15 protein-coding genes are annotated in these 14,985 nt (G+C 67.3%); 3 read left to right on the top strand and 12 right to left on the bottom strand.

Features of this window, described 5'->3' with window-relative positions:
• Positions 1-121: 121 nt before the first annotated feature.
• The 6 genes from AC3G88_RS24185 to AC3G88_RS24160 all read right to left on the bottom strand — a co-directional run bounded on the left by AC3G88_RS24185 (position 122) and on the right by AC3G88_RS24160 (position 7,392).
• Positions 122-2,560, bottom strand: coding sequence for a penicillin acylase family protein (locus AC3G88_RS24185; protein ID WP_488773886.1), 2,439 nt, complete (start codon positions 2,558-2,560; stop codon positions 122-124).
• 99 nt (positions 2,561-2,659) lie between these two features.
• Complete coding sequence (locus AC3G88_RS24180) at positions 2,660-4,249, bottom strand: sulfite reductase subunit alpha (RefSeq protein ID WP_488773885.1); 1,590 nt, start codon at positions 4,247-4,249, stop codon at positions 2,660-2,662.
• On the bottom strand, positions 4,246-5,259 hold the full coding sequence (locus AC3G88_RS24175) for an FAD:protein FMN transferase (protein ID WP_488773884.1): 1,014 nt from the start codon (positions 5,257-5,259) through the stop codon (positions 4,246-4,248). Before AC3G88_RS24175 ends, AC3G88_RS24180 begins: the two co-directional genes overlap by 4 nt.
• A gap of 19 nt (positions 5,260-5,278) precedes the next feature.
• Positions 5,279-6,151 carry a DUF4198 domain-containing protein gene (locus AC3G88_RS24170; RefSeq protein ID WP_488773883.1) on the bottom strand — a complete coding sequence of 291 codons (873 nt, stop codon included), beginning with the start codon at positions 6,149-6,151 and terminating at the stop codon, positions 5,279-5,281.
• Positions 6,152-6,174: 23 nt separating this feature from the next.
• Positions 6,175-6,696 carry a DUF2271 domain-containing protein gene (locus AC3G88_RS24165; protein WP_092597077.1) on the bottom strand — a complete coding sequence of 174 codons (522 nt, stop codon included), beginning with the start codon at positions 6,694-6,696 and terminating at the stop codon, positions 6,175-6,177.
• 42 nt (positions 6,697-6,738) lie between these two features.
• On the bottom strand, positions 6,739-7,392 hold the full coding sequence (locus AC3G88_RS24160; RefSeq protein WP_488773882.1) for a PepSY-associated TM helix domain-containing protein: 654 nt from the start codon (positions 7,390-7,392) through the stop codon (positions 6,739-6,741).
• 374 nt (positions 7,393-7,766) lie between these two features.
• Between AC3G88_RS24160 and AC3G88_RS24155 the strand changes: the two genes are divergently transcribed.
• Positions 7,767-8,321: a host attachment protein gene (locus AC3G88_RS24155; RefSeq protein ID WP_488773881.1), complete on the top strand. Its 555-nt coding sequence runs from the start codon at positions 7,767-7,769 to the stop codon at positions 8,319-8,321.
• Between the two features lie 88 nt (positions 8,322-8,409).
• Here the strand turns inward: AC3G88_RS24155 and AC3G88_RS24150 are convergent, their stop codons facing one another.
• Both AC3G88_RS24150 and AC3G88_RS24145 read right to left on the bottom strand, forming a co-directional pair.
• Positions 8,410-8,865 carry a carboxymuconolactone decarboxylase family protein gene (locus tag AC3G88_RS24150; RefSeq protein WP_488773880.1) on the bottom strand — a complete coding sequence of 152 codons (456 nt, stop codon included), beginning with the start codon at positions 8,863-8,865 and terminating at the stop codon, positions 8,410-8,412.
• Positions 8,866-8,893: 28 nt separating this feature from the next.
• Entirely contained in the window at positions 8,894-9,325 is a 432-nt protein-coding gene (locus AC3G88_RS24145) for a cupin domain-containing protein (RefSeq protein WP_488773879.1), read from the bottom strand.
• A 90-nt stretch (positions 9,326-9,415) separates the two neighbouring features.
• On the opposite strand from AC3G88_RS24145, the gene pdxR reads away from it, so the two are divergent.
• On the top strand, positions 9,416-10,843 hold the full coding sequence (gene pdxR, locus AC3G88_RS24140) for a MocR-like pyridoxine biosynthesis transcription factor PdxR (protein WP_488773878.1): 1,428 nt from the start codon (positions 9,416-9,418) through the stop codon (positions 10,841-10,843).
• Positions 10,844-10,862: 19 nt separating this feature from the next.
• Here pdxR and AC3G88_RS24135 read toward each other — a convergent pair whose 3' ends face one another.
• Entirely contained in the window at positions 10,863-11,399 is a 537-nt protein-coding gene (locus AC3G88_RS24135) for a dihydrofolate reductase family protein (RefSeq protein WP_488773877.1), read from the bottom strand.
• A gap of 13 nt (positions 11,400-11,412) precedes the next feature.
• Positions 11,413-12,006, bottom strand: a complete 594-nt coding sequence (locus AC3G88_RS24130) for a PAS domain S-box protein (protein WP_488894067.1) — start codon at positions 12,004-12,006, stop codon at positions 11,413-11,415.
• Between the two features lie 275 nt (positions 12,007-12,281).
• Here AC3G88_RS24130 and AC3G88_RS24125 point away from each other — a divergent pair, with 275 nt between their 5' ends.
• Positions 12,282-13,841 (top strand): methyl-accepting chemotaxis protein, encoded by a 1,560-nt coding sequence (locus AC3G88_RS24125; protein WP_488773874.1) that lies wholly within the window; start codon positions 12,282-12,284, stop codon positions 13,839-13,841.
• A 114-nt stretch (positions 13,842-13,955) separates the two neighbouring features.
• Here the strand turns inward: AC3G88_RS24125 and AC3G88_RS24120 are convergent, their stop codons facing one another.
• A complete protein-coding gene (locus tag AC3G88_RS24120; protein ID WP_488773873.1) occupies positions 13,956-14,654 on the bottom strand; it encodes a T6SS immunity protein Tli3 family protein in 699 nt (232 codons plus the stop codon).
• A 14-nt stretch (positions 14,655-14,668) separates the two neighbouring features.
• Positions 14,669-14,985, bottom strand: a 317-nt coding sequence (locus AC3G88_RS24115) for an effector protein Tle3 domain-containing protein (RefSeq protein ID WP_488894066.1), incomplete at its 5' end; no start/stop codon positions are given.

Raw genomic sequence — 14,985 nt, 5'->3', positions numbered from 1 at the left:
GCACCGTCTGTTCGCTCCCCCGGCATGACGCACCGCCGGTTTGCTCCCCTCTCCCGCCATGCGGGAGAGGGGCCGGGGGAGAGGGAGGCGCCCCCATCCCCAAAGGCAAGACAACAACCCCTCACTGCGGCACCAGTTCCACCCGCTCCTTGCTTTCCTTTTCCACCGCCTTGCGCGAATACACGAGCGGGAAGTATTCACCCTTGGCCCACAGCGGCGCCAGGTCGCGATAGTGCGGGTTGGCCGGATTGCCCGACTGTCCGGGCGTGTTGACCACGCGCGAAGCGTCCCAGTTGCCCACATCCAGCACCATGCGGAACGAAGCACCGGCCGTCAGCTGGAAGTCGCTGTTGCGGTAGCTCGTATTCATCGGCGTGAATGACGACCCGCCGATCGGTCCGGCGTTGACGTCGAACTGCTGGCGCTGCGCCGCATCCAGGATCGGATCGAGCGGGTGGCTGAACACGGCCGTGTGCAGCTTGCCCCATTGCCAGGTCCTGGGGTCGGTGCCGAGCTTCTTCTCGATCTCGGCCATCGCCAGCTTCAGCGTGCTGGTCATGATCTCGTTGCGCTTGTCCACCGTCATCCAGGTGTCGGGCCGCTCCAGCACCGCGATCACGCGGCTGGCATCGCCGGCGCCGACCAGGCGCGCGCCTTCCGGCGACAGCGCGGCCCGCACCACGGCCGTGCGCAGGTGCTTGCTGAACCAGACCTCGAACAGCGCAGCGGCGGCGCTGTCGGCCCGCTCGTTGCCGTCCCAGCCGCGCAGCAGGTCCAGACCGCGCTGCACCTGGGCGTCGCTGCTGTTCAGCGGCTTGACCAGCGCCACCACGCGCTGCGCCGGCAGCGATACCGTGTCGTTCTGCCACGCCATCGAATCTTCCAACGAGCTGCGCGGATTCGCCGCCACCAGCGCCTTCAGCCGGCGGGCCCGCGCGCTGTCGCTCCATTCGTAGCCCACGCCGATCTTCGCGGCCGGGTGATTGGCCGGGATGTTGTTCTCGTTGGCCGTCACCACGTAGCCGGGCGCCGGGTTGAACGCCCACGGCAGCTCGTCCATGTTGCGATAGCCGGCCCACTCGTAGCGGCCATCGCCGGGCACCGGCATCAGGCCATCCCAGTTGGGACGATTGACGGTCAGCCCGCCCGGAATCCAGCCGATATTGCCGGAGCGGTCGGCATAGACCTGGTTCTCGCCCGGCGCGCCCCAGCGGTTCATGGCCGCGCGGAACTGGTCCCAGTTCTGGGCGCGCATATAGTCCATCGAGCCGAAGTACGGCGCCATGCCGTAGTCCAGCCACGCCGCCCGCAGCGCGTAGGCGCGGCCGGTCTTGGCATCGGCGTACAGCACGGGACCATGCCGGGTGTAGTCGATCGTCACCTTGCGGGGCGTGGCTTCGCCCCGCACGGCGATCTGCTCGGTGACGGTCTCCATCGGCTCCCACCGGCCCTTGTAGCGGTATTCGTGCGCCTGGGCCGGATTGGTCTCGTAGACGTAGAGGTCTTCCTGGTCCATGTAGAACCGGGTCAGGCCGAAGGCAATGGTCCCGTTGTGGCCAATCGAGATGCCGGGCAGGAACGGCTCGCCCGCGCCGATGACCGACAATCCCGGCGCATTGAGATGGCTGATATAGCGCAGGCTCGGCGCGCCATGCGCCCGATGCGGGTCGTTGGCCAGGATCGGCCGGCCCGTGGCGGTACGGCTGCCGGCGATCACCCAGTTGTTCGAGCCCAGGCTGCGGCCCGTGTCGCTGTTGGCGTCGACGGTGGCGTAAAGCTGGTCCACCGGGATGTTCTCGGCCTTGCTGGCGCCCTGCGACCACCAATCCTTCGGAAAGCGCGGCGTGGCGGTTGCCAGGTCGTAGGCACGCCGCAGCTCGGCGGCCGGCACGGCGCAGGTGTCGAGCCCTTCGGGCACCTTGGGTTCGACCGCTGGATCCAGTTCGCGGCGCACCCAGTCGGCGCGCACGGCGTTGGGCTTCACGTAGCAGAAGATCTGCGCGCGGTCGATCTCGCCCGTGAAGTTCAGCGTCAGCCCATGGTGGCGGATGCGCACGATGTCTTCGGCGTGCCAGCGCGCAGGCTTGTAGTTGAGGATCTTGAACTCGGGCGGCAGCAGTTCCGGATGCGCCTCCACCTGCGCCACATAGGCGTTCACGCCGGCCACGAAGGCCTCTGCCACGCGCTTGGCATCGGACCCGTAGGCCAGCCATTCGCGATACATGTCGCCCCGGAACAGCACCGCGCGCGCCATGCGGTCGCCTTCCACATAGGCCGGGCCGAAGTCCCGGGCCATTTCGCCCAGCCCGCGCTTGCGCCACAGGTCGATCTGCCAGAGCCGGTCGCGCGCGGCCATGAAGCCCTGCACGTAGAACGCGTCATAGAGCGTGTTGGCGTAGATATGGGGCACGCCCCAGCGATCCACCAGCACCGTGGCCGGCTTTTCCAGGCCGGGCACCGCGAACTTGTCCGGGCCGGCAGCCTGGACGGGCAAGCTGGCGGCGGCCAGCCAGAGGGCGGCAACCGCAGCGCGGCGCCATGGACGGATGGAACGGGACATCGGGACTCCTCGACGGAAACTGACAGCGAGGATAGCGGAATGTGATCGCGGCGGCGATCCTGCGCCGCCGCAAAAAACGCCTGTTGGCGCCGGACGCGGCTAGTAGACGTCGCGCCGGTAGTGGCCGGTGTCGATCATCTGCTGCAGGCGCGCATCGCCCAGGATATCGGCCAGCACCGCGTGCACGCCGCTGGCCATGCCCTGCAGGCTGCCGCAGACGTAGATGGACGCGCCTTGCGCCACCCACGCCGCGATATCGGCCGCGGCCGCCCGCACGGCGTCCTGCACGTAGTGCGGCACGCCGGCGTCGCGCGACCACGCGCGGTCGATACGCTGCAGCACGCCCTGTTCGCGCCACGCCGCAAGTTCTGCCCCGTGGAAGTCGTCGTGCGCGGCGGCGCGCTCGCCAAACAGCAGCCAGTTGCGATGCCAGCCCTGGGCGGCGCGGGTCTTGATCAGCGCCCGCAGGCCGGCCAGCCCGGTACCGTTGCCGATCAGGATCAGCGGCCGGTCGTCGTCGGGCGCGTGGAAGCCGCGATTGCTGCGCACGCGCAGCGCGATATGGGCACCCTCGGCGGCATACCGGGTCAGCCAGCCCGAAGCCAGTCCGAGCGCGCCATCCGCACGCACGGTCTGCCGCACCAGCAGTTCAAGCCGCCCATCGGCCGGCAGCGACGCAATCGAATACTCGCGATGCGGCAACGCCGGCAGCGCATCGACCAGCGCCTGCGCCGCCAGGCCCGCCATCGTCGCCAGATGCGCATCGGGCAGTGGCAAGCGCGTGGCCAGTGCGTCGGCCAGTGTCATCGGACGGCTGTCGCAGCGGACCTGGATCGCACCATCGAGCGACAGCTTGTCCAGCAGCCGCGCCACCGCCTCAGGCGGCTGGCAGGGGCCGACTTCGGCGATATCGCCGGCCTGCCACGCCAGATCGCCGGCGGCTTCCGGCACCAGCGCCAGATGCCAGGCCGGCTGCCCGAGACTGCCCGGGTTCAGCAGCCGGCGCTCCACAAGCTGCCACCGCCCGTAGCGCGGCCGCTCCCAATCTTCGATCTCGGCGCCTCCGCACAGCGCCGACAGATGGTTCTGCCAGTGCCGCAGCGCGCCGGGGTCGCCGTTGTCGACTTCGACCATATCGAACAGCGGCTTGGCCTGATGGCGTTGCAGCCAGCTGGACAGCGTATGGCCGAAGGCGCAGAAGCGCGCATAGCTGCTGTCGCCCAGCGCCAGAATGCCGTAGCGCAGTGGCCGTAGCGCGTCGGGCGTGGTGCCAGACAGCAGCTTGCGCGCAAAGCCCGAAGCCATGTCCGGCGCATCGCCCTCGCCCGTGGTGCTGACCAGGAACAGGGCCTGCCCGCACGCGGCCAGATGCCTGCCATCGAGATCGGCAAACGACAGCAGTTGCACCGGCATGCCCGCGCCCTGCAGCGCCCGCGCGGTTTGCGTCGCCAGTTGCTCGGCAAAGCCGGTCTGGCTGGCGTATGCCACCAATGTCGGCTTGCCCCGGCCATCGTCGGGTGCCGACAGCATCGCGCGTGCCGCGCGGCGCCGCCGGTGTGCGCCCATCACATCGGCGCAAAATGCGATGTAAGCCACCACCACGCCCGCCGCCACCAAGGTGCGGCCGTGCGCCAGCATGGCCAGCGCCACGCCGGCCGCGAAGACGATGCCCCACAGCCAGCGCGTCATGACAGCATCGCCGCGAAGGCCGGCGTGGTGTGTTCGTCGAAGCCGTCCGGCGTGCGCACCAGGAACCGCGCCGCCAGCGCGTGGCGCTGCGCGAAAGCCATGCCGGCCTGGGGTCCGAGCACGGTCAGCGCGGTGGACAGCGCATCGGCCAGCATGCAATCGCGATGGATCACGGTGACCGATGCCAGCGCGTGGGCGGCCGGATAGCCGGTGCGCGGATCGATCGTATGAGCAATGCGTTGCCCGTCCTGCTCGAAGTAGCGGCGATAGTCACCGGACGTGGCCACCGACAAACCCAGCAGCGCAACCAGCGTACGCGCGGGCGCGGTGCCGTCCGCCGTGGGCGATTCCAGTTCGACCCACCACGGCATGCCATCGGGCTTGAGCCCCTGGCCGCGCAGCTCGCCGCCAATTTCCACCAGATGGTGCGCCAACCCTTGCGCGTCGAGATGGCGCGACACGGCATCGACGGCAAACCCCTTGGCGATGGCGCAGAAGTCCAGCGACACCCCGCCGGGCTGGCGCACCCGGCGCCGACCGGCATCGACGTCCAGCCGCTGCCAGCCACAACGCTCCCGCACGTGCAGCACGTCGTCCACCGACGGCGTGGCGGCACGCCGCCCTGCCGGACCGAAGCCCCACAGGTCCACCAGCGGGCCAGCGGTGGGGTCATAGGCGCCGCCGCTGTCGCGCGCCGTCTGCAACGCGGCCTGCAGCACGCCGAAGCAATCGTCGGGCAGCGTGACCCAGCAATCGGCGGCGGCATGGTTGAAGCGCGACAGGTCCGACGCATCCGACCAGTTGCTCATCTGCGCGATGACGCCATCGAGCACGGCGCGGATGCCGGCTTCGATCGCCTCGCCCCGGTCGCCGGCCTGCGCCGGCGCCAGCACGGCACTGACCGACCACGTGGTGCCCATGGTGTCGCCCGCCCATTGCCGCACCTGCCCCGCCGGAACGGGCGACGGCGGGGGCGCGGCCAGCGCGACGGGGATCAGCACGCGGTGCATGGTCAGTCCGGGGTCGTTCTTATTGCGGCAGCACTTCCACGGTCACGGCGTACGTGGCACGGCGTGCCTTGGCTTCCTTGATCGACGTCTTGTCGTCGCGGGTCTCGGCTTCCATCCAGTACATGCCCGGCGCCGGATACTTGACGCTGAACTTGCCGTCCGCGTCGGTCGTGGCCTCGATCTCGTTCAGGCGGTCGCGGTAGCGGATGCCGCCCGGCACCACCGACACCTTCTGGCTGGCAGCCGGCTTGCCGTCGAGCAGCAGGCGGAAGCTGGCCGTTTCACCGGCGATCAGGTCGTTCGGATGGGTGATCGGCGCCAGTTCCAGGCCCTTGCCCGTGGTGTTCAGCACCTGCCGGGTCGGACGGCCATTCGTGACATAGGTCTCGATGCGGCCGGCGATTTCGTTGACCTGTAGGTCCTGCGCGCCGGCCGGCACGTTCTTCGCGAACGTATCGGCGGCACCGCGCCAGCGCTTGGTCTGGCCGTTTTCCTTCCAGCTCGCGAACACCCCCTGGTTGACCACGGCCACGCGATAGGTGCCAGGCTGGGTCAGGTGCAGGTCGAACGTGCTGCGGTACTTGCCGGTCGATGCGTTTTCCGCCGATACGGCGGTCTTGCCATCGGGCGCGGTCACGGCCAGGTTGTCCAGCCGCATCGGCACGTGTTCGAAGTAGAACAGGTCGTTGGACACCGCGGCGTCCACGGTCACCCAGGCGTCCTTCTCCGACAGCACGGTGGCCGACGGCAGCAGCCACTGGCGGTGCGCGTGAGCGGCCAACGGGGCCAGCGCGGCCAGCGCCAGGACGGCGAGGCGGGTGGAAAGACGGCTGGAAAAGCCGGCAGAAGTGCGGGCAGGAAGGCTGGCGGCAATGCGGGCAGGCTTGGTCATGGTCGGACTCCGTTCGGTTCGCATCAAGGTTTGACTTCGACGGTCACGCCGCCGAGTTCGTGTTCGCCTTTGGCGCTGGCGGTCTGGGCGGCCTTGGCCGGCCACGAGAACGGCACGCGCACCAGTTCGCGGCCGCCCACTTCGCGCGCGGCTTCGACCACCAATTGGTAATCGCCGGCCGGCAGCTTGCCCAGCGGCGCCTTGCCGTCCTTGAAGGTCAGCGCATGCTCGCCCGGCGCGCGCGTGGCGCCGGACACGCCATCGGCGGGCATCTGCATGTCGCGGCCGGCCTTGCGCCACCACTGGCGCATGTCCTTGAGCCACTTCGTGCCCTCGCCTTCCTTGTTCTTGGCGTCGTACCAGACCGCCAGCGTCTGCACGGGGCTCTGGTCGGCGCGCTCGATCCACATCGCCACGTACGGACGGTGGTATTCGGCCACGTTCAGGCGGGGAATCTCCACCTTGACGTTCAGGTCGGCGGCCATGGCGGGCGCCAGCGGCGCGGCGGCAAGGCCGGTCATGGTGACGGTCAGGAGTCGGCGCATTGTCAAAACTACCTTTCTCGATGGAATGGGAAGTGAAGCGGATCAGTGGATGTACAGGATGGCCAGCAGCAGCGGAATCACCAGCCCAGCGCCCACCAGCGGCCACGTGGCCACGCGGCCCGACGCGTGCAGCTTCAGCAGGAACAGGCCAGTCACGCTGAACACCACGCAGGCGACGGCAAAGACGTCGATGAACAGACTCCACGCCCGGCCCGTGTTGCGGCCCTTGTGCAGGTCGTTCAGGTACGAGACGGCACCGCGCGAGGTGGATTCGAACTGCACCTCGCCGGAATCGAGCGCCACGCTGACCCAGGCATCGCCGCCGGGACGCGGCAGGCCCACATAGATTTCATCGGCCGACCATTCGGCGTCGCGCCCGGCCGCATCGACATCGAGCGTGCGGGCCAGCCAGTCGGCCAGCGCTGGCGGCACGGGCCCCTTCTGGTTCTTTCTGTCGGCGCCGGCCGGCATGGCGCTGCGCAGCGCACTGACCACATCGCGCGGCGCCGTCTCGGTACGCGTGACAACCTGGGGCCTGGCCTCGATCTGGCCCGCGTGGTTGAGCGTGAATCCGGTCATGGCGAACATCAGCATCCCGATCAGGCAGATCGCGGAACTGATCCAGTGCCACTGGTGAAGATGCTTGAGCCAGAACGCGCGGCGCTGCTGGCCGGAAACTGGCGCGGTGTCGGTCATTCGGATGCTGGAGACGATGCGCGGGGTGCGCCGGACGGCGCGCCATCCGCTGCGGAAAACTGGCGATGACATCACAATGTCGCCGCGGGTCGGAAGGATGATAATTGTTCTCATTTCACGCGGCAACCATGGCCGGCTGCGCGGTGGGGTGTTTTGGTTACGGTTGATTACGCTGGCGCCGCTGACGAATCCGTCTGGCGCTAGCCAAGCTGTCGGCAAATCTTGCGTCGCTGCCGGTCGAACCTGCAAACCCTGGCGCGCTTGCCCACATAGCGGGCGCGCACGCGCGGTGCCGGCGGGCCAGCCGGGTGGCGTGGCGTTTGCAGGCCTTCCCTCCACGGGCCTGATTCCCAGGCCGCAATCGGAGACATCTCATGAAAACAGTCTGGATCCTTGTTGCGGACGAGGGTGTCGCGAGGATAGTCGCCGCGCGCGGCGACAATGCGCGGCTGGAAGAGGTCGAGAAGATCACCGATGCCGGCGCCCACGCGGACAATGCCGATCTGAGGCGCGACGCCTACGGCCGGCGGGCGCAGGCGTCCGTTCAGGGCGATGCCGGCCACCCCGGCGCACACGCAGGCCGCATGGCCACGGTGGTGTCATCGGCGGGCGAGGACGAGATTCACCAGGAAGCGCAGTTGTTTGCGCGCCGGGTGGCGAAGATGCTGGAAGACGCCCGCAGCAAGCAGCGATTCGACGAACTGGTGGTGATCGCGCCGCCCCGCTTTCTGGGGCTGCTGCGCAAGGCCTTGCCGCAGTCGGTAAGCGATGCCGTGACGCGGGAACTGGGCAAGGACTATTGCCAGCTTCCTGACCAGGACCTGCAGCAGCGGATGGCCGACGACGGCATCATGCCGGCACGCCGCGATCCGCGCATCGGCACCGGCCAGGGCGGCGGCAATGCCATCGGCAACCTGCCGATGCGGTAGGCCCTGCCGACTGCCTGACGAACGCCCCGGGGCGCGCCGTGCCAAGCGCCCCGGGGCAGCCTGCTTCAGGGCAGCAAGGCTTCAGCGCTCAGGCCCCTGCCGCCGGTGCGGGCTCCGGCCCGCGCCGGAAGCTGATGGCCAGGCGGTTGAACGCGTTCATCAGGCCGATGGCCATGGTCAGGTCGGCCAGTTCCTTTTCGCTGAAGGCCGCTGCGGCCACATCGAAATCGGCATCGGGCACATGGGTATCCGCCACGCGCGTCACCGATTCGGCCCAGCGCAGGGCCGCCTTCTCGCGGTCGCTGAACAGCGCGCCCGCTTCGTACCAGGCCGGCACCAGCGCCAGCTTCTGCGGCGACACGCCCTTCTTGATCAGGTCGCGCGTGTGCATGTCCAGGCAGTAGGCGCAGTTGTTGATCTGGCTGACGCGCAGGTAGACCAGGTCGACGAGCACGTCTTCCAGCCCCGACTGCATGATGTAGCCATACACGCCCCCGAAGGCCTTCACGCCGTTCGGCGCTGCCTTGGTGTAGTCCAGTCTCATTTCAGGCTCCTTGTCCGTTGGTGCGGGATCACTGTTCGTAGGTGGTCAGGTTCTTGTCGTCGGTGTCGACGACAAACACGGCCAGCAACCTGGCCGGCTCGGTCTGGCTCGCGTTGCGGCTGACCGGGTGGCGCGCGCCGGGCGCCTCGTAGAACGATTCGCCGGCCTTGTAGACGCGCTCGGGTCCGTCGTTCACCTTGCTGGCGATGCTGCCGGACACCACATAAGCGTAGATGAATGCCGATCTGGCATGCACGTGCGGCTTCGACGCCCCGCCCGGGGCATAGTCGACTTCCACGGCCACCACGGACTTGCCCGGGATGTTGGGAATCGCGTGCGAAAAGTTCGGCTTGACGCTTTCGGCCGCGCCGTGGTCTGTCGTGCCGTGTGCGAGGGCCGCGCCGGTGAACGCCAGCCCCGCCGCAGCAAGGATCGATACAAATAGCTTGCCGGGTTGCATGTTTCTCTCCTGGTTGATGGATAGAATCATGGACGCCCGGTAGTGCAATCGAAAGAACCAAAAACAGCAAATTTCGCTGTACCAGACCCGATGACGCCCCCGCTCCCCCTGCAGCTTGACCTGAAGCTCGACCGCCAGTCGCCGACGTCACTGGCCGAGCAGATCCGGCTCGGCATCGTCAGCGCCATCGAAGGCCAGGTGCTGGTGCCGGGCGCCCGGCTGCCGTCCTGGGTGGATCTTGCGGCACAGCTAGGTGTCGCGCGCGGCACGGTGAAGGCCGCCTATGAACGCCTGGTGGATGCGCAGTGGCTGGTGTCGTCGCGCGCCGGGGGCACGCGCGTCGCCGACCTCGCGCCGAAAACGCGCCACGTGGCCGACCCCGGACGGCCCGTCCAGACCGATCTGCAAGCGGCGCTGTACCAGCATTTCCTGCCGGGCCCGGCGGTATTCCAGATGGGCGTGCCGGCATCGGACTGCTTTCCGGCCACGCTGTTTGCGCGCTTGCGGGCCCGTGCGGCGCGTGACGAGATCGAGGCGCCGGCGTCCTATCCCGATCCGCGCGGCGAACAGGCGCTGCGACGCGAGATTGCCGCGCATCTGGCGCTGGCGCGCGGCATCGCCTGCCAGCCGTCACAGATCTTTATCGGGGCCGGCTTCACCGGCGCGCTTGGCGTGGCCTTGCGCGTGATCCAGGCGCCGGGGCGTCAGGCGTGGGTGGAAAACCCCGGGTTCATGCTCAGCCGCAACGCGCTGGCGATCGCCCAGTTCACGCCGGTGCCGGTGCCCGTGGACGCGGACGGCATGGACGTCGGCCATGGCGAACGCCACGCGCCCGAGGCCGCGCTGGCGATGGTCACGCCGGGCCAGCAGGCGCCGCTGGGCCCCACCCTGTCACTGGCGCGCCGGATGCAACTGCTCGACTGGGCCAGCCGCGCCAATGCCTGGATCATCGAGGACGACTATCTGGGCGAACTCCAGCTCAGGCGCCGCGCCGCGCCGGCCCTGGCATCGCTCGATCGGGCGGGCCGCGTCATCCATATCGGCTCATTCAGCAAGACCATCAGCCCGACCCTGCGGCTTGGCTTTGCCGTGGTGCCGCCCGGTCTGGTCGGGCAGTTCGAGGAAGCCGTGGCCTGTCTGGGGTCCGCGCCGGGCCCCGCCGTACAGATGGCCACCGCCGCCTTCATGCGCGACGGGCACTACCTGCGGCACCTGCGGCGCATGAAGCGCATTTATGCGGCACGGAGCCAGACCCTGCTCGACGCGCTGGCGGCGCGGCAATTTCGTGCCTATCCGGCCGGCCTGGCGGTGGTCGTGCAGTTGCCCGATGGCGCCGACGACCGTCGCATCGCCCGCGAGGCCTATGCCTACGGCATGGCCCCGGCACCGCTGTCGGGGTTCTATTGCTCGCCGGACACACAGCGCGCCGGGCTGCTGCTCGGCGTGGCGACCGCGATCGAGCATCAGGTGCCCAATGCCTGCGATCGCCTGGGGCAGCTGATCGATAAATTTGCCTGACGCCCGGCGCCCGCCGGCCTTAGCGCAGCACGCGCCAGGTGGATTGCACCAGCCCCGACGGGAAGTGCCGGCTCGATGCGAGCGCGAGCCCAATGTCGCGCGGCAGGGCGCCGAACAGCGGGCGGCCCGCCCCGATCAGCACCGGCACCGTGGTGACCACCATGTCGGCGATCAGTCCGTCGCGCAGGCACGACTGAATCAGCTGGCCGCCATCGACATAGACGCGGTGCACGCCCTGCGCCGCCAGTTCGGCAAACGCCTGGGTAGGCGTGGCATCCGAAAACCGGAACTTGCCCTGCAGATGTGCAGGGACCGGCTGGCCCGCCAGTTGCCGGGACAGGACGAGCACGGGCCGGTCGTAAAACCAGTCGCCCATCGTCAGCACCTTCTCGTAGCAGCCCCGCCCCATCACGATCATGTCCTTGTCGGCGATGAAGTCGGTGTAGCCATGGTCTTCGGCGGGATCGTCCCGCTCCAGCAGCCAGCCGATGTCGCCGTCGGGCCGTGCGATATAGCCATCGAGGCTGGTGGCAATGAAAACGTGTCCAGTCGTCATCAAGGTTCCGTTGTTATTCGAAGGGTGCGTCCAGCCCGCGCAGGCACAGGCTCATCAAGCCCAGCCGGCCCGGCACGCCCAGCTTGCGAAACACGCTGAGTACCAGCGCCTGGGTTCTGGCCGCGCCAAGGCCCATGCGGTTGGCGATCTGGCGTTCGGAAGCGGCGGTCAGCAGCAGCACCAGCACGTCGCGCTCGACGGGCTCCAGCACGCGGAGCAGATCGCGCGCCAGCATGTGTTCGCAGGCCGGTTGCCGCAACGCCGTGACATCGCGCGCGAAGCCCATGCGCAGCTGGTGCGCGTCGAGCCAGCGGGCCTGCCAGGCCAGATAGATCGCCCGGCCGTCGCGATGCTGATAGCGGTTTTCGAAGCCTACCCGATCCCGCCCTGCCAGCACCTGCGCCGCTTCCTTCAGCGTACGGTCCCGGTCGCCAGGCAGCACCAGTTCGATGATGGGTTGTCCGATGACATCGGACCGGGCGAAGCCCAGCGTGTCCGCGCACCGGGCATTGACGTAGCGGACGATACCGCCCCGGTCCACCAGGAACACGGTGTCCTGCGCGTGATCCGCCAGGGCGAGGATAGCGTCTTCGGTCAATCGCTCCATGCCGCTCTCTGTGCCCGCCGCTTGCTTTCACTGCGTTGTGCCGATCCGCAGTACCTGCGTCAGATTCGACGAATATGGAGATACTGCCATAGCCAGACACCGCCCGGGTAGCCATCGGCCGCGCAGGCATCAGAAAGCGGCGCCCTCTCCACTATTCCCATATTGGTATCAATCCTCAGTCAAGTTTCGGCTTTGGGTGGCCGTTAGCGCCGCTCATAGAGAGGACGTCTCGAAAAGCGCCCCGACGATCAACGAAGCGAAATGGAGGAGATGGGATGTTGCAAGAACTGAGTCTGAGAAAGAAGCTCATGCTGCCGCTGGTGCTGAGCTGGGTCTGCCTGCTGGCCATCACGTTGTGGAACGTCTGGCAGATGCGCGAGCAGCGGCTGGAGGATCGCAAGGTCGCGCTGGAACAGGTGACCGACACCGCCAATTCAGTGGTTGCCGAATACGAGGCCATGGCCCGCGCCGGCAAGCTCAGCGCCGAGGACGCCCAGAAGCAGGCCATCGACCGCGTGCGTGCCATGCGCTTTGGCGCCGACGGCTACTTCACCATCATGCGCTCCGACACCGTGGTGCTGATGCATGCCATCAAGGCCGAACTCAACGGCAAGAACATGGCCGACACGAAGGACGCCAACGGCGTCTACCTGTTCCGCGACATCGCGCAGATCGGCAAGACCACCGGCAAGGGATTCATCGAATACCTGTGGCCCAAGCCCGGCGCCGACGCCCCGCAGCCCAAGCTCAGCTACACGCTGAACTTCAGGCCGTGGGACTGGAACTTCATTGCCGGCCTGTACCTGGACGACATCCAGGCCGAATTCCGTACCGCGCTCTGGAAGGCGCTGGGCTGGCTGATTGCCGTGGGCGCGTTGATGAGCGTGGTGATGGTGCGCATCTCGATCAGCCTGCAGCGGCAACTGGGCGGGGAGCCCGCTTTGACCTCGCGGATAGCCGCGCGCATCGCCGACGGCGACCTGGGCACCCACGTGGAAACCGCCCCGCACGACCGCGACAGCGTGCTGTACAACATGCAGCAGATGCAGGCGCGCCTGACCGGCGCCATCGGCCAGATCCGTGGGTCGGCCGATTCCATCGCCGGCGCCGCGCGCCAGATTGCGGCGGGCAACGTCGACCTGTCGCGCCGCAGCGAGGAACAGGCCGCCTCGCTGGAACAGACCGCCGCGAGCATGGAAGAACTGACCAGCACCGTGCGCCAGAGCGCCGATAACGCGCGCCAGGCCGCGCACCTGGCCGAAGGCGCGTCGGACATCGCCGTGCGGGGCGGCGAAATCGTGCACAAGGTGGTGGAAACGATGGGCGAGATCAAGGCAGCGTCGGGCAAGGTGGTGGACATCATCGCCGTGATCGAGGGCATCGCCTTCCAGACCAACATCCTGGCACTGAACGCGGCCGTGGAAGCCGCCCGCGCCGGCGAGCAGGGGCGCGGCTTTGCGGTGGTGGCCGGCGAAGTGCGCAGCCTGGCGCAACGCTCCGCCACGGCTGCCAAGGAGATCAAGGGCCTGATCGACAATTCCGCGCAGCGCGTGGAAGACGGCGCCACGCTGGTGGAAGGCGCCGGCAAGGCCATGGAGGAAATCGTCAGCGCCGTGAAGCGCGTGACCGACCTGATGGGCGAAATGCGCGCGGCCACCGAGGAACAGACCGGCGGCATCGAGCAGGTCAACCAGGCCGTATCCCAGATGGACCAGATGGCACAGCAGAACGCCGCACTGGTGGAAGAAGCCACAGCGGCCGCCGCATCGCTGGAAGACCAGGCCGATGCCCTGCACCGCGCCGTAGGACAGTTCCGGTTGGCGGGAGCGTTGTAGGAAGGAGGAAGTCCAAAGAGAAACGCGAGAAAGCTGTATAGCGTTATAGCGTTTTAGCCAGACTTGCCGGCCCGGAGCGATGCGGGCCGTTTTGTTTGGTGTCTGGCGGGCGGGTTATTTCGACGTTGCCGGCAGGTTGGTGGGGCGGATCGAATCGTCGCAGGCGATGTATTCCTGGCCTGAAGGTGTGCGGACGCCTTTCAGGTAGTCGGGGCGCGATGACGCCCTGAACCGTTCATATCGAACGCCCGGAGCAGATTCTTCTACGATGTCATGACCCGGAAGAATCGGATATTGGATAACGGAATAGTCCGAATACCATTCTTTTGAAATGTAGATGCGATCTGACGTGGCCGTGAAAATATACCTCCTTGACGCCTCATAAGGTCTGGTAGTTGTCATGTATATCGCGCCGCGAAATGTACGCCCACCGTCCGACGAATAGATGAACGAGATATTGCATCCTTTCTCGCACATACCCTTCGGGGTGTACGACGAAGGAATCACGACAATCTGTCCCGTAGGGTCCGCGTTGATCAGGCGCCCTTGGTAGTTTTCAATGCCGTAGCGCCCAAGCCGTGTGCGAATGCCCTGCCGTGGGTCGTTGTAATACGTCGTGCCGTGGTGGCAGTCCTTGTAGTTTTCCAGCGAGATATAGCGGTGGTCGTCGAACCAGTAGATGGCTTGTGGGGGGACGTCGTAGTCGGGGGGAGGCGTCGCCAGGCGCCAGTTCTTCTGGGCGCAGCCGGTCAGCAATACGGCTGTTGCCACACCGATGCACAAATACATTGATTTTCGTTTTTCGTGTTTCATCGCGATTCCTGATTTCAGTTTCCCAAATCCCAACGCGGCTTTCTGGTCTGATTTTCGGCTGCAGCACGCGCCGTGGCGTCCTTGACCGTATCCCTGTCGATGGCCGCTGGCATTTCCGGTCTCAGCAACACGCCCGAATCAAAATAGTTGTCAGTGAAGTGCGTCCAGTCGGCGTCATGCATCAGCCCGATCCAAAACTCGCGGTCTTCGAAGGCCTCGCAAAATCCAATGGGCAGGTCGTAAGCCACGATCCGCCGCATGAGCTCCGTGTGTTCGGGCAGCGTGCTGTGGTCGGGTGGTTCGGGCTTGTGCCGGCGGAACCGATCCCGCG

The organism is Cupriavidus sp. 86D6 (assembly GCF_057815095.1).
Note: the sequence above shows the minus strand (reverse complement) of the source record. Positions and strands in the feature narration are given on the sequence as shown.